This window comes from Constrictibacter sp. MBR-5 (assembly GCF_040549485.1).
GTDB lineage: Bacteria > Pseudomonadota > Alphaproteobacteria > JAJUGE01 > JAJUGE01 > Constrictibacter.
Window position 1 is genome coordinate 88,024 of record NZ_JBEPTK010000014.1, and the last position, 17,607, is coordinate 105,630.

Annotated in this window: 19 protein-coding genes; 8 read left to right on the plus strand and 11 right to left on the minus strand. The window is 71.2% G+C overall.

Features of this window, described 5'->3' with window-relative positions; translation table 11 throughout:
* Positions 1-14: 14 nt before the first annotated feature.
* From ABIE65_RS22530 to ABIE65_RS22545, 4 genes are all read left to right on the plus strand, one after another.
* Positions 15-203: a hypothetical protein gene (locus ABIE65_RS22530; RefSeq protein WP_354080847.1), complete on the plus strand. Its 189-nt coding sequence runs from the start codon at positions 15-17 to the stop codon at positions 201-203.
* On the plus strand, positions 200-439 hold the full coding sequence (locus ABIE65_RS22535; RefSeq protein WP_354080848.1) for a tripartite tricarboxylate transporter TctB family protein: 240 nt from the start codon (positions 200-202) through the stop codon (positions 437-439). The genes ABIE65_RS22530 and ABIE65_RS22535 overlap by 4 nt, the downstream gene beginning before the upstream one ends.
* 7 nt (positions 440-446) lie before the next feature.
* Complete coding sequence (locus ABIE65_RS22540) at positions 447-1,964, plus strand: tripartite tricarboxylate transporter permease (RefSeq protein WP_354080849.1); 1,518 nt, start codon at positions 447-449, stop codon at positions 1,962-1,964.
* A gap of 82 nt (positions 1,965-2,046) precedes the next feature.
* Complete coding sequence (locus ABIE65_RS22545; protein ID WP_354080850.1) at positions 2,047-3,480, plus strand: alkaline phosphatase D family protein; 1,434 nt, start codon at positions 2,047-2,049, stop codon at positions 3,478-3,480.
* 4 nt (positions 3,481-3,484) lie between these two features.
* Here ABIE65_RS22545 and ABIE65_RS22550 read toward each other — a convergent pair whose 3' ends face one another.
* The gene (locus ABIE65_RS22550) at positions 3,485-4,138 is read right to left on the minus strand and encodes a DNA-3-methyladenine glycosylase family protein (RefSeq protein WP_354080852.1); all 654 of its coding nucleotides are present in this window, start codon (positions 4,136-4,138) and stop codon (positions 3,485-3,487) included.
* A 74-nt stretch (positions 4,139-4,212) separates the two neighbouring features.
* Between ABIE65_RS22550 and ABIE65_RS22555 the strand changes: the two genes are divergently transcribed.
* Both ABIE65_RS22555 and ABIE65_RS22560 read left to right on the plus strand, forming a co-directional pair.
* Positions 4,213-5,088, plus strand: coding sequence for a haloalkane dehalogenase (locus tag ABIE65_RS22555; protein ID WP_354080853.1), 876 nt, complete (start codon positions 4,213-4,215; stop codon positions 5,086-5,088).
* Positions 5,089-5,313: 225 nt separating this feature from the next.
* Positions 5,314-7,353 carry a putative phage tail protein gene (locus ABIE65_RS22560; protein ID WP_354080854.1) on the plus strand — a complete coding sequence of 680 codons (2,040 nt, stop codon included), beginning with the start codon at positions 5,314-5,316 and terminating at the stop codon, positions 7,351-7,353.
* Between the two features lie 10 nt (positions 7,354-7,363).
* Here ABIE65_RS22560 and cysE read toward each other — a convergent pair whose 3' ends face one another.
* Complete coding sequence (gene cysE / locus ABIE65_RS22565) at positions 7,364-8,071, minus strand: serine O-acetyltransferase (protein WP_354080856.1); 708 nt, start codon at positions 8,069-8,071, stop codon at positions 7,364-7,366.
* Positions 8,072-8,242: 171 nt separating this feature from the next.
* Here cysE and secB point away from each other — a divergent pair, with 171 nt between their 5' ends.
* A complete protein-coding gene (gene secB / locus ABIE65_RS22570; RefSeq protein ID WP_354080858.1) occupies positions 8,243-8,752 on the plus strand; it encodes a protein-export chaperone SecB in 510 nt (169 codons plus the stop codon).
* Between the two features lie 16 nt (positions 8,753-8,768).
* Here the strand turns inward: secB and ABIE65_RS22575 are convergent, their stop codons facing one another.
* The gene (locus tag ABIE65_RS22575) at positions 8,769-9,476 is read right to left on the minus strand and encodes an SDR family NAD(P)-dependent oxidoreductase (protein ID WP_354080860.1); all 708 of its coding nucleotides are present in this window, start codon (positions 9,474-9,476) and stop codon (positions 8,769-8,771) included.
* Positions 9,477-9,655: 179 nt separating this feature from the next.
* On the opposite strand from ABIE65_RS22575, the gene ABIE65_RS22580 reads away from it, so the two are divergent.
* Positions 9,656-11,302: an AMP-binding protein gene (locus tag ABIE65_RS22580; protein ID WP_354080861.1), complete on the plus strand. Its 1,647-nt coding sequence runs from the start codon at positions 9,656-9,658 to the stop codon at positions 11,300-11,302.
* Between the two features lie 4 nt (positions 11,303-11,306).
* Here ABIE65_RS22580 and ABIE65_RS22585 read toward each other — a convergent pair whose 3' ends face one another.
* The 8 genes from ABIE65_RS22585 to ABIE65_RS22620 all read right to left on the minus strand — a co-directional run bounded on the left by ABIE65_RS22585 (position 11,307) and on the right by ABIE65_RS22620 (position 17,606).
* Entirely contained in the window at positions 11,307-11,846 is a 540-nt protein-coding gene (locus tag ABIE65_RS22585) for a chromate transporter (RefSeq protein WP_354080863.1), read from the minus strand.
* 22 nt (positions 11,847-11,868) lie between these two features.
* Positions 11,869-12,447: a chromate transporter gene (locus ABIE65_RS22590; RefSeq protein WP_354080865.1), complete on the minus strand. Its 579-nt coding sequence runs from the start codon at positions 12,445-12,447 to the stop codon at positions 11,869-11,871.
* Positions 12,448-12,454: 7 nt separating this feature from the next.
* Positions 12,455-13,708, minus strand: coding sequence for an MFS transporter (locus tag ABIE65_RS22595; protein ID WP_354080867.1), 1,254 nt, complete (start codon positions 13,706-13,708; stop codon positions 12,455-12,457).
* Between the two features lie 102 nt (positions 13,709-13,810).
* The gene (gene cutA, locus ABIE65_RS22600; protein WP_354080869.1) at positions 13,811-14,128 is read right to left on the minus strand and encodes a divalent-cation tolerance protein CutA; all 318 of its coding nucleotides are present in this window, start codon (positions 14,126-14,128) and stop codon (positions 13,811-13,813) included.
* An 11-nt stretch (positions 14,129-14,139) separates the two neighbouring features.
* The gene (locus tag ABIE65_RS22605) at positions 14,140-14,892 is read right to left on the minus strand and encodes a sulfite exporter TauE/SafE family protein (protein WP_354080870.1); all 753 of its coding nucleotides are present in this window, start codon (positions 14,890-14,892) and stop codon (positions 14,140-14,142) included.
* Between the two features lie 94 nt (positions 14,893-14,986).
* On the minus strand, positions 14,987-15,991 hold the full coding sequence (locus tag ABIE65_RS22610; protein WP_354080872.1) for an asparaginase: 1,005 nt from the start codon (positions 15,989-15,991) through the stop codon (positions 14,987-14,989).
* Positions 15,992-16,008: 17 nt separating this feature from the next.
* Entirely contained in the window at positions 16,009-17,409 is a 1,401-nt protein-coding gene (locus ABIE65_RS22615; RefSeq protein WP_354080874.1) for an amidase, read from the minus strand.
* Positions 17,406-17,606, minus strand: a complete 201-nt coding sequence (locus ABIE65_RS22620; RefSeq protein ID WP_354080876.1) for a hypothetical protein — start codon at positions 17,604-17,606, stop codon at positions 17,406-17,408. The genes ABIE65_RS22615 and ABIE65_RS22620 overlap by 4 nt, the downstream gene beginning before the upstream one ends.
* Position 17,607 lies beyond the last annotated feature (1 nt).

The window sequence follows — 17,607 nt, forward strand, 5'->3', positions numbered from 1 at the left end:
CCGATGAGGCTGCAATGCCCAGGCTCGGCAGCGATGCGATTGCCGCCGTCGTTCTCATCATTCTCGGCATACTCGGCTGGATCGAAGCCAGCAGCTATCCGGAGCAGGCCGGCGTCTGGCCGAAATGGATGCTGGGCGCGCTGATCGCCCTTTCGGTCGTGCTGCTCGTCCAGTCGCTGCTCAAGGGTCGAAAGCCGTCATGACCGCCAGCGATCTCCGCGTCGCCGTCACGGTGGCGCTACTGGCGGGCTATGCGCTGCTGGTCCCCGTGGTCGGCTTCTTCACCGCGAGTGCCGCGTTCCTGCTGATCCACATGTCCTTTCTCGGCGTGCGCAAGCCGGTCTGGCTGATCGCCGTCACCGCCGGGCTGCTGCTGGTCGCCTGGGCCGTGTTCGAGTGGTTCCTGAACGTGCCCCTGCCGCACGGCATGATCTATTGAGGCGCCGATGTTCGACCTGATCATCGCAGGCATGGGTGACGCGTTCGAGCCCATGAACCTGCTGCTCGTCTTCGCCGGCGCCGTCCTCGGCACGGTGTTCGGCGCCACGCCCGGCGTGTCCGCCACGCTCAGCATGGCGCTGCTCGTTCCGCTGACCTTCGGCATGACGCCGGTGCACGGCCTGTCCTTCCTGGGCGGCGTCTATTGCGGCGCCATCTACGGCGGCTCGATCTCCAGCATCCTGATCAACGTGCCCGGCACGCCCGCCGCCGTCGCGACGATGCTCGACGGCTACGAACTGACCAAGAAGGGGCAGGCCGGCAAGGCGCTGGGCGGTGCGATCACCGCCTCGTTCTTCGGCGGCCAGATCGGCGTGCTGGTGCTGCTGGTCGCCGCACCGCTGGTCGCCGCGGCGGCGCTGCACATCCGCTCGGCCGAGTTCTTCTGGATCGTCGTCTTCGCCATGAGCACGGTCGGCGCCATCGGCGGCGGTTCGGTCACCAAGGGCCTGATCGCCGCGGTCCTGGGCCTGATCCTGGGCGCCGTCGGCACGCATCCGTTCACCGGCTCGCTGCGCTTCACCTTCGACCTGCCGGCGCTCTACGAGGGCTTCCCGGTCATCGTCGGCATCGTCGGCCTCTTCTCGATCAGCCAGGTCCTCTATCTCTGCCACGGCCGCGGCATGGACAAGCAGATCGACATTCCGACGATCGGCTCGCTCTGGCCCGGCTGGGCGCAGATCATGAAGGTCAAGGCGACCTACATCCGCTCGGCCGTCATCGGCACGTTCGTCGGGCTGCTGCCCGGGGCGGGCGCGGACATCGCCTCCTTCATCGGCCGCAACGAGGCGCAGCGCTTCTCGAAGAACCCGGAGGAATACGGCAAGGGGTCCTACGAGGGCGTCGTCGGCGCCGAGGCGGCGAACAACGCCGTCGTCGGCGGCAGCCTCGTGCCGGCCCTGACGCTGGGCATTCCGGGCAACGCGGTCAGCACGGCGCTGATGGGCGGCCTGCTGATCCACGGCCTGCTGCCGGGCCCGCGGCTGTTCACCGAGCAGGCGGGGATCATCTACCCGTTCATCCTGAGCCTGTTCGCCGCCAACCTGTTCTTCGCGCTCGCGGCCTTCGGCGGGCTGAAGTACTTGGCGAAGGTGGTGCTGATCCCGCAGGGCGTGCTGGCCGCGTCGGTCGCCGTGCTCTCGTTCCTGGGCGCCTACGCCTACCGGAACATGATGGAGGACGTCTGGCTGATGCTCTTCCTGGGCGTCGTCGGCTACGTCCTGCGCCGCACCGGCTTCCCGCTGGCGCCGATCATCCTGGGCATCATCCTGGGGCCGCTCGCCGAGAGCAACCTGGAGCGGGTGATGACCATCGCCAACGCGCGGGGCATGTCGGCGATGCAGTATTTCATGAGCAACACGATCACCGTGGTGTTCATGGTGCTGACCGTCGCGGCACTGATCTACTCCGTGGTGCGGGAGATCCGCCACCATCGGTCCGGCAAGACGATGCTGACAGAGGAGTAATGCGGCGAGAGTCGCAGGCGGAAGGGGCGAACCCTTCCGTCGGTACCTCGTTTGCGCCGCGGGGGCCGACGAGGATTTTCCGATGGGACCGCTTCTCCATTTCCGCGGCTGTGCCGGCGGCGCGTGGCGCCTGTCCGCGACGCTGACGAGCGACCACGAGCCGCCGCCGCTGCTGACCGGCGACGGCGGGCGGGCCGCCCCCGCACGCCTGACCGACGAGCCCGGCGAAGCGGTCTGGCGTTACGACTTCGCCCTGGCCATGGGCCCGGAGCCGCGCGAGGCGACCTATGCGATCGGCGAGCGGTCCTGGCGGGTCGCGGTGCCCGCGATCGGCGGCGAACTGAGGGTCGCCTTCACCGCCTGCAACGGCGACGAGACCGAGGAAGGCGCGTGGACGACCGGACGTAACGAGCGCTGGACGCATCTGCACAGGCGCAACGAACGGGCGCCCTTCCATCTGCTGATCCAGGGCGGCGACCAGATCTATGCCGACGGCATGTGGCGGCGCATCCCGGCGCTGGCGCGGTGGAAGCGCCTGTCCCGGCGGTGGCAGGCGGAGACGCCGTACGGCGAGAGCCTGGACCGGGCGGTTCGCGCCGACTACCGGAAGATCTACACCACCGTCTTCGGCTATGCCGAGGTCGACGCCGTCACGGCGCGCGTCCCCTCGATCATGATGTGGGACGACCACGAGATCCTCGACGGCTGGGGCAGCCACCCGCCCGAACGCCAGGAATCGCCGGTCTATCGCGGGGTTTTCGCCGCGGCACGCGAGGCGTTTGCGCTGTTCCAGCTCGGCGCCCGTCCGGACGCGCTGCCCGACGGCTTCCTGCGCCGCGACGGCCGGCATTTCGGCAGCGCCTGGCGGATCGGCGACGTCGGGCTGATCGTCCCCGACCTGCGCAGCGTGCGCACCCAGCGCCGGATCATGGACGATGTCGCCTGGGCCGATTTCCGGGCGGGGCTGGACCGGCTGGAGGGCTGCCGCCAGCTGCTGATCGTCTCGACGGTGCCGACGCTCAACGTCGACCTCTCGGCGATCGAGAGGGTCCTCATGGCGACGCCCGGCTACCAGTCCTACCAGGACGACCTGCGCGACCAGTGGCAGAGCCGGACGCACCGCAAGGAGTGGATGCGCTTCCTCGACGCGCTGCTGGATTTCGGCGAGCGCAACGATGCGACGGTCCTCTCCCTGTCGGGCGAGATCCACATCGGCTGCTACGGGAGGGCGCGGCGCGGCCGGGCGATGCTGCACCAGATGACCTCGTCCGGCATCGTCCACCCGCCGTCGCCGGGGCCGCTGGTCGCCTTCCTGAACTGGTGGGCACGCAAGACGAAGCGCCTGCCCAACGGCGCCGAGATGGAGATCCCGCCCTTCTTCAACGGCAGCCGCTATCTCGCGCGGCGCAACTGGCTGGAGCTGACCCTGCCGCCGGGCGGCGGCACGCAGGCGGTCTGGCATGCCGAGGGCGGCGGACACCATCCGCTGGAGATCGATGCGCCGGCCGCCCGCTGACGGCTCACGGCATCTTGCGGTAGTAGTGCCAGAGCAGGATCGCGGCGACGCTGCGCCAGGGCCGCCAGGCTTCGGCCAGCGCGTCCATCTCGGCGAAGGTCGGGCGCGACGGCAGGTTCTTGATCTTCTGCGCGGCGACGGCGAGGGCCAAGTCCTGCGCCGGCCAGACGTCCGGCCGGCCGAGCGCGAACAGCAGGTAGACCTCCGCCGTCCAGCGGCCGATCCCCTTCAGACGGACCAGTTCCGCCAGCGCCGCGTCGTCCGGCAGGTCCGCCAGCGCATCCAGGTCGCAGGCGCCGGACGCGACCGCCTCGGCGAGGCCGCGCGCGTAGGCCAGCTTCGGGCGGCTGAAACCCAGGCCGCGGACCGCCTCCTCGTCGAGGGCGAGGAAGCCCTCGGCGCTCACCGGGTGCAAGGCGGCCTCGAGCCGTGCCCAGATCGCCCGAGCCGAGGCCGCGGACACCTGCTGCGCCACGATCGCCCGCAGCAGCGTCGGGAACCCCGGCTCGCGCAGTTCGAAGGCGGGCTCGCCCGCCTCGGCGGCGGCGCGGCCCATGTCGGGATCGGCGGCGGACAGCGCCGCCAGCCCCTCGCGCCACAGGCGGACGGCGTCGCCGCGTGCGGGATTGACGTGGGCGGAGGCGGTGGAAGCGGTCATGCTCCGACGATGACACGGCGTTGCCGGTCATGCCAGAAACCGCTCAGATGCGCCCACGCAAAGAGGAGATGTCCATGAGCGAACCGAGCGCCACCGACCCGCATCCGCGCAAGCGCGTCGCCGTCGGCGACACCGAGATGACCTATGTCGACGTGGGCGAAGGCCGGAACGTCGTGTTCCTGCACGGCAATCCGACCTCGTCCTTCCTGTGGCGCAACGTGATCGCGCGCGTCGCGGGCAGTGCGCGCTGCCTGGCGCCCGACCTGGTCGGCATGGGCGCGTCGGGGCCGTCGAAGCGGGGCTACGCCTTCGCCGACCATGCCCATTATCTGGACGCCTGGTTCGACGCGCTGAAGCTCGACGGCGTCGTGCTGGTGGCGCACGACTGGGGCGGCGCGCTGGGTTTCGACTGGGCGCGGCGGCATCCCGAGCGGGTCGCCGGCGTCGCCTACATGGAGACGATCGTCCGGCCGCTGACCTGGGACGAGTGGCCGGAGAACGCGCGGGCTGTGTTCCAGGGCATGCGCTCGCCGGCGGGCGAGGCGATGGTCCTGGAGAAGAACGTCTTCGTCGAGCGCATCCTGCCGGCCAGCATCCTGCGCAAGCTGGCACCCGAGGAGATGGAGGCCTACCGAGCGCCCTTCCGCGAGGCGGGCGAGGTGCGGCGGCCGACGCTGACGTGGCCGCGGCAGATCCCGATCGAGGGCGAGCCGCCGGAGGTGGTGGAGACGGCCGAGGCCTATGCCGCCTTCATGGCGCAGTCGCCGATGCCGAAGCTGTTCGTCAATGCCGAGCCCGGCTCGATCCTGACGGGGGCGCAGCGCGACTTCTGCCGGACCTGGCCGAACCAGCGCGAGGTGACGGTGGCCGGGTCGCACTTCATCCAGGAGGATTCGCCCGCCGAGATCGGCGACGCGGTGGCGGCCTTCGTTGCCGGACTCGGCCGCTAACCACGGGCCGGACAGCGATCGGCCCCGCGTGGGGAGCGCGGGGCCGAAAGGCAGGCAGGGCGCCCGCGGCGACCGCGCGGGAGGCGGCCGATGCGAGCATACGCCCGCATCGTGTCGGCCGTCGGTCGATCCGATGACAATCCCGGGACGGGTTACGGTCGCCCTTTACCGCGAAGCGCACGAGGCCGACACTCGCCGTGCGCAACCTCCGGATGTCCGACAGCCGTGCCGATCTCCCGACGCCTGTTCATCGCCCTGACCGGTGCCGCGGGCGCGCTCGTCGGGACCGCCGCCGGTGCTCGCGGCACGGAACGCGACGCCACCGCAGCCGTCGAAACCGTCGAGGCGCTCCGCGCGGTGCCGCCGGGCGCGCGACGCGACGGCGCGGTGCGCCACGCGCTCGGCCGGCAGGTCCGCGGCGACGGCGGCGGCGGCGTCTTCTGGTGGGACGCGGCGGCCGCCGAGGCCGAGGACGGCGGCACCGTCTTCGCGCCGGTGGACGGCGGGACCGGACGGTGGCGGCGGCTGATCGACGGCGATTGGCAGGCCGCGTGGTTCGGCGTCCGGGCGGACGGCGTGACGGACGACGGTCCGGCCCTGACCCGTGCAATCGACGCGGCTGCAGGGCGCCGCCTGATGCTGCCGAAGGGGACGATCCGGATCTCGGCCTCCCTCGCCCCGACCGCATCCCGCTGGCACCTGCGCGGCCAGATGCCGGAGCGGGGGCAGTACCGCTCCGACAACACCACCGTCGTCGACGCCTCCGCGATCGGCGCGGGCGGCTGGCTGATCCGCCGCTTCGACCGCGAGCCGCCGCTGCACGAGACGATCGGCCCCTTCGTCCATGCCGACATCGACTTCCGCCTGGGCGACACCCACGGCTTCGCCTTCGGCACCGCGGCCGAGGACGGGTCGCTCGACCCTGTGCGCTACGAGACGGTGCGCGACCGCCAGGGACAGAAATACGTTCACGGCGTGCGGTTCGAGGGGTGCCGGATCCGCGGCGGGATCGCGAAGCACGGTTCCGACGAAGGCGGGCGGATCGAGCGGAGCGGCCAGCGCCTGATCTTCCTGACCAAGTGCTTCGAGAGCACGATCGAAGACTGCACCCTGGTCGGCGGCGACGTCCAGGTCGAAACATGGGGCTGCGATGCGCCCGTGATCCGCAACGTCCGCTGCAACAACGGTCATCTGCCCTTCCTGCTGCGCCGGTCGGGCTGGTTCGGCGTGCAGCACCGGCTGGCCGACATCCAGGCGGAGAGCTTCACCTTCGGCGCAGTCGTCTCGGACGGGGTGCAGCTGGCGGCGACGCGGCTGCGCACCGAGGCGAACGTCCAGGGCCCGCCGCGCGGCGCCGGCCGCTTCGACCTGACGGCACAGGCAGGGATCACGGCGCGTGTCCGGGCGGACGACGACCGGGTGATCCTGTCCGGCGATGCCGGCGGCATCCTGTTTCCCGGCCTGTCGCTGATCGAACTGCACGGGCCGGAGGGGCAGCGTGACACCTGCCTGGTGACGGCGGTCGACGGTGCCGCGGTGCGGGTCTGGTCGCGCGGCTTCGTCTTCACCTGGTCGGCCGCGGCGGCACGCGTCGTGCGGATCCACGGCTATGCGCTGCTGCACGGCGGGGCGCACGATGCCCTGATCGATACCAGCCATCCCGATTCATTCCCAAACGTCCCGACTTTCGTCTACCGGCCGGACAACGGCGCCATGTTCCTGACCGGCATCGGCAAGGTTCCCGGCTCGAACGGCGATGTCCGGTCGCTGGTCCTGGGCAACGTCGAGCCCGATCCGACGTCGACGCGCAAGCGGATGGGCTTCGCGAACTGCGCCGATACGGTGGTGGCGCCGGGATGGCATCCCTTCGTCACGGTCGACGCGCCGTTTCCTGGCCCGGCCGAGACGGCAACGCCGCAGCCGGACGCTTGGCTGTACAGCCCGCGCACCTGGGCGGCCGGCGGCATCCCCTTCCGGCGGGTCGAAGACGAGACGGGGAGCCGGGCGGCCTGGCTGCTGCGCGCCGGCGCCCCGTTGGAGGTGCCCGTGCCGGGCGCGGCAGCGGCGGCGGCAGTTTTCGCGCGGTCAGCCAAGGACGGTGCGCGGTTGGTGGCGGGCGCGCACGGCGGCGAGACCCGGCACCCGCTGGATGCGGCGGCATGGACGCGGGTCGACCTCGGCCCGCTCGAAGCGGGCGACACGCTGCGGCTTTCGGCGGAGGGATCCCTGCTGGTCGCGGCGGTGCGGTTCCTACGCGCCCCCTGACCGCGGAACCTCAGTCGTTGGTGCCGGTGCGGCGCTCGGGCGGCGACAGGAAGTCGGCGCGCTCGCCCTCCAGGACGGCGACCCGCTCGTTCAGCGTCTCGACTCGCTTCAGCAGCGTTTCGATCGCGCAGGCGAGCGGATCCTCGACGCCCTCGCAGGGCATGCCGTAGGCCTCGAAGACGCTGCGGCGGCTGGCGCTGCCGTCGCGGCGCGAGGCGATCTGCGCCGGTATGCCGACCACGGTGACGCCGGGCGGCACCGCCTGCAGCACGACGGAATTGGCACCGACCCGCGCGCCCTTGCCGACCGTGAACGGTCCCAGGATCTGCGCGCCCGAGCCTACGATCACGCCGTCCTCCAGCGTCGGGTGGCGCTTGCCCTTCTCCAGCGAGGTGCCGCCGAGGGTCACGCCCTGATAGAGGGTGACGTCGTCGCCGACCTCGGCCGTCTCGCCGATCACCACGCCCATGCCGTGGTCGATGAAGAGACGCTTGCCGATACGCGCGCCCGGATGGATCTCGATGCCCGTGAAGACGCGGCCGAGATGCGAGATGAAGCGGCCGAGCAGGTGCCAGCCGCGCCGCCACGCCGCGTTGCCCATGCGGTGGAAGACGAGCGCATGGAAGCCGGGGTAGCAGAGGGCCACCTCCAGCCGCGAACGCAGTGCCGGATCGCGCTCGACATAGGAGTCGATTTCTGCGCGGAGATCCCTGAACATCGCGACGACCCCTGTCAGCCTCTGATCGAAAGTGGTCAGTGAGGGAGCGTGCGACAAGTCGCCTCGCGTGGCAACGGTGCGCCGCACGGCCGGATCGCAGCCGACCGACAGGCGCGTTGTATCCCCGGCCCATCCGTGTTAGCGGAAGCGCCTTTCGCAGACGAGGCGACCATGGCTGATACCGGCGATACGAACCAGGGCACGCAGCCGCAGGCTGGCCAGGCTCCCGACCTGCCGCCCCTCTCGATCAACGTCCAGTATGTGAAGGACCTGTCGTTCGAGAATCCGCGGGCGCCGCAGTCCTTCGGCGAACTCGGCACGCCGCCGGAGATCAACGTCGACATCAACGTCGAAGTGCAGCCGCTGCAGCAGCGGGTGGTCGAGGTCGTCCTGAACATCCGGGTCCGCGCGGCGCGCGAGGAGGCGGTGTTCTTCATGGTCGAGCTGTCCTATGCCGGCATCTGCGTCGTCGGCAACGTGCCGGACCAGCATGTGCAGCCGCTGGTCACGATCGAGGGCCCGCGCCTGCTGTTCCCGTTCGCGCGCCAGATCATCGCCGACTCGGTGCGTAACGGCGGCTTCCCGCCGCTGCTGATCAACCCGATCGATTTCGGCCGCCTCTACCAGCAGAACGCGGCCCAGCAGCAGGCGACCGCGCCGGCCGCGCCGACGGTCAACTGACGGCCGCGCCGGCGCCTCAGAAGCGCTCGACCCAGGGACGCACGTCGATCTCCTGGGTCCAGGCGCTGCGGTGCTGGCGATACAGCTGCCAGTAGGTTTCGGCGATCGCATCCGGATCGAGCCGGTCGTCGGCGGCATCCGTCGCGGCATCACGCCGTTGGGGCAGGATGCTGCCGTCGACGTTGATGTGGGCGACGTGGATGCCCTGGGGCCCCAGTTCGCGCGCCATGGACTGCGCCAGCCCACGCAGGCCGAACTTGCCGATCGCGAAGCCGGCCGAGTTCGCGTAGCCCTTCAGCGAGGCGGTGGCGCCGGTGAAGAGGATCGTCCCCTGCCCGCGCGGCAGCATCGCCCGGGCCGCTTCCCGCCCAACGATGAAGCCGCCGAGGCAGGCGCCGCGCCACGCCGCCTCCAGTTCCGCCACCTGGATCTCGATCAGCGGCTTGCGCACCCGGCCGCTGGCGTTGAACACGACGACGTCGGGTTCGCCCAGATCCTGGCGCACCGCCGCAAACAGGGCGACAACCTGCTCCTCGCGGGTGGCATCGCAGGCATAGGCCCTGGCACCCGCGCCCATCTCGGCCAGCATCGGCTGCAGGCGCTCGGGCCGGCGCGCAGCGAGCGCCACCGACATGCCCCCGGCGGCGAAACGCCGGCCGAGGGATGCCCCCAGCCCCGGCCCGACGCCGACAATCACCGCGACCCCGTTCGCGCCTTCCGCCATCGCTTCCTCCCGTTCCTGTCGCGCCAGAGGATCGCCCCGCGGGCGCGCCGGCGCAACCGCGGCCGAAATTGACAAGGGTGCGGCGCGCGCCGGATCATTCCGCGCGACAAGCACGTACCGGCACCGACCGGACGCGGAACAGACCGCCGCACGCGCCGCGGCGCCGGGAGAGACGCCGAATGGACTTCCAGCCGATTCTGCCAAAGGCGCGCGGCGAGGCCATGCGTGCCGCCGGCCTGTGGCGCGACCGACTGCTGATCGACTATCACGACGAGGCCGTCGCCCGGCACCCGGACCGGGTGGCGGTGATCGACCGGAACAGCAGCAGCGGCACGCGCACCGTGCTGTCCTTCCGCCAGCTCGACCGCCTGTCGACGCGCATCGCGCTGGGGCTGCACGCACTCGGCGTGCGCCGGTCGGACGTCGTGTCGGTGCAGCTGCCGAACTGGTGGCAGTTCGTAGCGCTGCACCTCGCCTGCCTGCGCATCGGCGCCTGCACGAACCCGCTGATGCCGATCTTCCGGTCGCGCGAACTGTCCTTCATGCTGGGGCTGGCCGAGAGCAGGGTTCTGGTCGTGCCGCAGCGGTTCCGCGGCTTCGACTATCCGGCGATGGTGCGGGAGATCCGCGGCCAGCTGCCCGCCCTCGCCCACGTCCTGGCGGTCGGCGGCGCCGGCGAGACGTCGTTCGAGGCGGCACTGGTCGACCGGCGCTGGGAGGACGAGACGGATGCGCGGGCGCTGTTCGCCGCGAGCCGTCCATCCCCGGACGACGTGGTCGAGCTGATCTACACCTCCGGCACGACGGGCGAGCCGAAGGGCGTGATGCACACGTCGAACACGCTGCTGGCGGCGGTGCTGGGCTTCATCGAGCGCAACGGCCTCCACCGGGACGACGCGATCCTGATGGGGTCGCCGCTGGCGCACCAGTCGGCCTTCCTCTACGGGCTGATGGTCTCCCAGGTGCTGGGCATCAAGCTGGCGATGCTCGACGTCTGGAATCCGGAGGACGCGGCGCGGCTGATCCAGGACGAGGCGCTGACCTACACGATGGGGGCCACGCCCTTCGTCGCCGACCTGGCCGACACGCCGGCGGCGGAACGCTACGACCTGTCCACCCTGCGCGCCTTCGTCTCCGCCGGCGCGCCGATCCCGCGGGTGCTGGTCGAGCGGGCGACGAAGCGCCTGGGCTGCAGCGTGCACGCCGGATGGGGCATGTCGGAAAACGGCTTCACCACGGGCACGCGCGCCGACGATCCGCCGGAGAAGATCTTCGGCACGGACGGCCTGCCGATCCCGGGCGCGGAGGTCCGGGTGGTCGGCGAGGACGGCGCTCCCATGCCGACCGGCGAGGAAGGGCGGCTGCAGGCACGCGGTCCGGCCAACTTCGTCGGCTATCTGAAGCGGCCGGAGCGTTACGACACCAACGCCGAGGGCTGGTTCGAGACGGGCGACATGGCCCGTATGGACGCGGACGGCTACATCCGCATCACCGGCCGGTCGAAGGACATCATCATCCGCGGCGGCGAGAACATCCCGATCGTCGAGGTCGAGGAGATCCTCTACCGCCATCCGGCCGTGCAGGACGTCGCCATCGTTGCGATGCCTGACGAACGGCTGGGCGAGCGCGCCTGCGCCTTCGTGACGCTGAAGCCGGGGGCCGCACTGACGTTGGACGAGGCCGTGGCCTGGCTGGAGGGGCGGCACATGGCGCGCCAGTACCTGCCGGAGCGGCTGGAGGTGGTGGACGAGATGCCGCGCACGCCGAGCGGCAAGATCCAGAAGTTTCGGCTGCGCGAGGCAGCGAGCGGACTGACCGCCGCCTGAGGGGTCAGGCGCCGAGCAGGTAGCCGGCCGCGGCGGCGCAGAGCAGCAGCCAGACGGGGTTGAGGCGCGTGAAGTAGGCGCCGGCGGCAGTGGCGGCGATGATCGCCATGCCGGCGTTGCTGCGCGCGGTCGCGAGCACCAGCATGAGGGCGCCGGCGGCGACGAGGCCGACGGTGAGCGGCGCCAGGCCGAGCTGGACGGCGGCGCGCCACGGGCGGTCGGCGAAGCGGCCCCAGGCGCGGAACACCAAGTAGGTCAGGGTGCAGGAGGGGATGCACAGCGCCAGGGTCGCCGTCATCGCGCCGGCAATGCCCGCGACGTGCCAGCCGATCAGCGTGACGATCAGCATGTTCGGTCCCGGCGTCGCCTGGGCGATGGCGAAGAGGTCGGCGAACTCCTCCGGCGTCAGCCAGTGCTCCACCTCGACCGTGAGGCGGTACATTTCGGGCAGGATGCTGTTGCCGCCGCCGACCGCGAGCAGCGACAGCTTGGCGAAATAGAGGACCAGCATCAGCAGGTCGCCACCGGGCAGGTCGCTCAGCATCGGCCGCTCCGCATCGATGGGCTCATCGGCGGCGCCAGACGAGGGCGATGGCGATCGGCGCCAGGACGAGGAGCACCGGCAGCAGCGGCCAGCGCATGACGCCGATCGCGACGAAGGCGAGCAGCATCATCGGGACAGCGGTGCGCCAGCGCCGGCCGAGCAATGGGCCGATCATCTTCGCGACCATGGCCACGACGAGGCCCGCGGCACCGGCGGCGATGCCGCCGAGCGCGCCGGCGATGGCCTCGCTCTCGCCATAGTGGGTGTAGAGGGCCCCCAGGGAGAGGACGAGGACGATCGGGATCGCCCACAGGCCGGTGACGGCGGCGATCGCGCCCGGCACGCCGCGGAAGCGGCCGCCGACGGCGATCGAGACGTTGACGATGTTCGGGCCGGGCAGGAACTGGCAGAGCGACAGCACGTCGGTGAACTCGTCCGGCGTCAGCCAGCGGCGGCGCTCGACCAGGATCAGCCGCGCCCAGGGCAGCACGCCGCCGAAGGCGAAGGCCGAGACCGAGACAAAGCCGGCGAAGAGGGCGGCGAGGCCGGGATGCGGGCGGGTCTCGTCCGTCGCCGGGACTGCGGTCGCTCCGTCCGGCACGCCCCGTCTATTCCGCCGCGACGGGTGCGGGTGCGGCGGCGGGCCGACCGACCGCGTCGCCCGGCGTGCGCGCCGGCAGGAGCGCGACGGCACCGAGCACGCCGAGGGCGAAGACCGCGAGAATGCCGAACAGCCAGGCGAAATCGCCGGTGAGGTCGAAGAGACCGCCGACCAGCGGCACGGCGACGGCGCTGACGGTGAGCGACAGGGCGAAGCGGAAGCCGAAGGCCGTGCTGAGCCATTTCGGCGGGATGTAGCGGGCGAACAGCGAGTCCGCGACGGGCTGGATTCCCACGGTGATCGCGATCGACATGATCATGACGAGGATCAGCGGCGCGCCGGCCGCCACCGTGGCGACCGCCATCGCCGGGACCATCATGCCGTAGACCAGGAAATAGGCCTGGCGCAGCGGCAGGCGGTCCGCCAGCCAGCCGCCGCCGAGCTGCGCCGCGCCGCCGATGAGCATGATGACGGTGGTCGCCATACCGACGCCGAGGCCGCCGCCCTGCAGGAAGTCGACGCGATGGTCGAGGAACTTCGGCAGGCCAACGGTGAGCGCCTGGAACACCATGCCGGAGAGGATGGTGATGACGCCGATGACCGCCATGATGCGCACGAACGCGCCCATGCCGCCGGCCGGCCGGTCGTCGCTGCCGCTGCTGGGCGCCTTGTGGATGCCGGTGCGGAACATGGCGGCGAACCAGAGGCCGATGCCGACGGCGACGGCACCCGGCAGGATGAAGGCGGCGCGCCAGCTGATCAGCTGCATGAGCGCGCCGGCGACGAGGGCCGCGATACCCATCCCGGCACTGCCGAAGACGCCGTTGATGCCGAGATAGCGGCCGCGCCGGTCGCCCGCCGTCTGGACGATCAGGGCGATGCCGACGGGATGATAGATCGAGGCGAACAGGCCGATCAGCGTGAGGCCGATGAAGATGCCGACCGGCCCGGTCGCGAGACCGGTGACGATCGCGGACAGGCCGATGCCGACGAAGAAGGCGATCATCGCGCCGCCGGCGCTCCAGCGGTCGGCCAGCCAGCCGGCCAGCGGCGCGCCGAGGCCGAACATGATGAAGCCGCCGATCGACAGGTTGAGCAGCTCGCCGTAGCTCCAGCCCATCTCCGCCTCGAGGGCGAGGACGACGGTCGGATAGAGCAGCATGAACATGTGGTCGATGCTGTGGCCGACGCACAGGAAGGGCATCAGACCGCGCTGGGGCCTGTCCGAGTTGGACGTGTCGGACATGGACGTGTCGGACATCGAAGCGTCTCGCCGCAGTTTCGGGGGCGCGGCGGACCGCACCCGAAGCGACGGGCAGCCTACACCGCCGGCCATGCGGTCGCCATACGCCGACTCTGCAGATCAGCCCTGCGTCTCGGCCGCGATCCAGCGCAGATAGTCCGGGTTTCCCGCCTCGATCGGCAGCGCGACGACACAGGGCACGTCGTAGCCGTGAAGGTCCGTGACACGGGCGACCACGGCATCGACCAGCTCGGCGCGGGTCTTCGCGAAGAAGACCGTTTCGGAGTCCTCGTGCACCGCGCCCTCCCAGCGGTAGAGCGAGGTGGCGCCGGGCATGATGTTGACGCAGGCGACGAGCCGCTCCGCGACCAGCGCACGACCGATGCGCTTCGCCTCGTCGAGGGAGGCGGCGGTGACGTAGATCGAACGGAATTCCATCGCGGGTCCTCTCAGATCGACTTCCAGACCAGGGTGGCGCCGACCGCCAGGAGCATGGCGAGGACGGCGCGGCGGAAGGTCTCGGCGCCGAGTCGCCGCCGCATCCAGGCGCCGCACCACTGGCCGCCGACGACGGGTACGATCGCCGCGGTGGCGAGCACCAGTTCCTGCGGCCCGAGCAGGTCGTAGCCGGCGAGGCCGCCGGTGAACATGACCGTCCCGGTCAGCATGCCGACGCCCATGGCGGACACGAACAGGTCGCTGCCGACCTTCAGCGCCAGCAGGTACATGGCCAGCGGCGGGCTGAAGATCGAGGTCAGGCCGCCGAGGAGGCCGGTCGCGGTCCCGGCGAGCGGCCCGAGCCAGCGCTCCGCCGTGGGCGACACTTCCGGGGCGAAGCGTGCGAGGCTGACGAGGGCGAGCACGATCACCACGATGCCGACGACGAGCCGAAGCAGTTCCGCATCGGCGACGGCGACGAGGCCGGTGCCGATCCAGGTGGCGACGGCGATGCAGAGGAAGGCCGGCCAGAAGCGCAGCGCCGCCTCGCGCAGGCGGCCGGCCTGCCAGACCTGGACGATGTTGGAGAGGACCGTCGGGATGGCGATGACGGGCAGGACGGCCGCCACGTCGGTGACCAGGGCCATGACCGGCACCGCGACGAGCGGCAGGCCCATGCCGGTCACGCCCTTGACGAACCCGCCGGCGAAGAGGGCCGCCACGCAGACGGCGAGCACCAGCGGCACGATCTCGGGAAGGGGCATGGGCGGCTCGCGCGAGCGGTCGGGACATGCCTGATAGCAGTCCCGGCGCCGCGCCGCACCCCCGAGGCGGAAATCCCGGGAGCGAAACCCCGGTTCAGTAGGTCGCGAAGATCCGCTCGATCTCCTTGCGGTCCTGCGTCACGGTCAGCGCCAGCATCAGCAGGATGCGCGCCTTCTGCGGATTGAGATTGTCGGCGGCGACGAAGCCGTGGCTCGACAGGTTGGCGCGCTGGGTGACGCGGCCGCTGCCGGCGCGGGTCGACTGGACGACGACGACGCCGGCGGCGACGGCGCGGTCGAGCGCGTCGGTCTCGGCCGGCGAGGTCGAGCCGGGCGCGAAGCCGGCGGTGACGATGCCCTTGGCGCCCGCGGCGACGTAGGCGTCGACCGCCACGCCGTCGACGCCGGCATAGGCGTAGGCGATGTCGACGCGCGGCAGCGCATCGAGGCCGGCCACGTCGAACTCCGTGTCGGGCATGTGCCGGCGCAGCGGCTTGCGATAGAAGGCGACCGCATCGGCGTCGGCATGGCCGAGGATGCCGAAATCGGGCGAGCGGAAGGTCTGCTGGCGCAGGGTCGAGGTCTTGGTGACCTCGCGGGCCGACTGGATCTCGTCGTTAAGCACCACGAGGGCCCCCATCCCGCGCGCCGCCGGGGAGCCGGCCGTGCGGATGGCGTTGACGAGATTGATGCCGGCATCGGTGCCGAGGCCGGAGGATGGACGCTGCGCGCCGACCACGACGATCGGCTGCTCCACCTTGGCGGCGAGGCCGAGGAACCAGGCCGTCTCCTCGGTCGTCGCCGTGCCGTGGGTCACGACGAAGCCGTCGATGGCGGGATCCTGCGCCGCGGCGTCGTGGATGATCTTCAGCAGGTCGAGCCAGTCCTTCGGCCCGATCTGGGTACTGCCGACCGCCTGGAAGCGGATCGGCACCACGTCGGCCACCTCGTGGACGATCGGAAAGCGCTCGATCAGTTCGTCGACCTGGAGCTTGATCCCGGTGTCGGGATACTCGATCAGGTCGAGCGGGTGGCGGCCGACCGAGGACATGGTCCCGCCGGTGCCGATCACCGCCACGCGCGGCCGCTGGGTCGTCATCGTTGTCTCCCGGTCCGTCAGATGGGCGGATGGCGGCCGAGGTCGCCGCGCGCCTGTTCGTAGAGGTGGCCCGCATGCAGCACGAGCATGTCGGTAAAGGCGCGCCCGGCGATCTGGATGCCGATCGGCAGGCCGCTTTCGGCGAAGCCGGCACAGACGGTCAGCGCCGGCTGGCCGGTCACGTTGAACGGCATGGTCAGGTAGGGCTTGCCGAAGAACGGGAAGGTGCGCGTCGCCTGGTCGAACCGCTCCGCCGGTCCGTACTGGTTGGCGCAGAGCAGCAGGTCGACGCCCGCGGCCTCCATCGCCGCCGCGGTCGCTTCGGTCAGGCGGCGCCGCATGCGGACGGCCTCGACATAATCGGCCGCCGAGATGAAGGCGCCGAGCCGGATGCGGTCGCGGAAGAAGGCGCCGTAATTCTCCGGCGTCGCGGTCACCGTGGCGCGGTGGATTGCCCAAGCCTCGGCCAGCAGGATGATGCGGCCGCAGGCGTGGAAGTCGCGGATGTCCGGCAGGTCGACGTCGACGACCTCCATGCCCTGCTCGCCCAGGAGCACGACCGCCCGGTCGAGCGCCGCGCAGACGTCGGCGTCGGCACCATCCGGCCCTTCGTGCCATGCCCGGACGTAGCCGACGCGCAGATTGGCCGCGGGACGCTTCAGGGCGGCGGCGTAGTCGGGGACCAGGACGTCGACGCTGGCGGGATCCTGCGGGTCGTAACCGGCGAGCGCCTGCATCATCAGGGCGCAGTCCTCGACGCTGCGGGCCATCGGGCCGGCATGGTCGAGCGTCCAGCTGAGCGGGTAGACGCCGCGGCGGCTGACCCGGCCGTAGCTGGGCTTCAGGCCGGCGATGCCGCAGACCCCGGCCGGGCCGCGGATCGAGCCGCCGGTGTCCGAGCCCATGGCGCCGGCGCAGAGGCCGGCGGCAACCGCGGCACCGGAGCCGCTCGACGAGCCGGCGGGAATGTGGTCCGGGTTCCAGGGATTGCGCGCGGCCGGCCAGGGCAGGTCGTGCGACGGCCCGCCGAAGGCGAATTCGTGGGTCGCGAGCTTGCCGACGACGATGGCACCGGCCGCCTTCAGCCGCGCCACGGTCTCGGCATCCTCCTGCGGCACGTTGTCGTGCAGCAGGCGCGAGTGACAGGTCGTGCGCACGCCGGCGGTCGAATAGATGTCCTTCAGTGCGATCGGCACGCCGTGCAGCGGCCCCTTCCAGCCGCCCTCGGCGATGGCGCGGTCGGCCGCCACCGCCTCGGCACGGGCGTCGGCACCGGTGACCGTGATGAAGGAATGCAGGTCGCCGTCGACCATCTCGATGCGCGTGAGGCAGGCCTCGACCAGTTCGGCGCTGCTCACCTTTCGCTCCCGGATCGCCGCACCGGCATCGGCGATGGAGAGATAGTGCAGGTCGCTCACAGCACGACCCGCGTGCCGGTTGGAAGGAACACGAGGGACGGCTCATCCGCCATGTCCGGCGCTGCGGGCAGGCGCGCGAGCAGCGTCTGCAAGCCGAGATAGCCTTCGTGCATCCGCACCGTCTCGCCCTCGTCGAGCGCGAGCCTCGCCTGCGCCGCGATGGCGCGGAAGGCCTCCAGTGTCACGTCTTCGCTCATC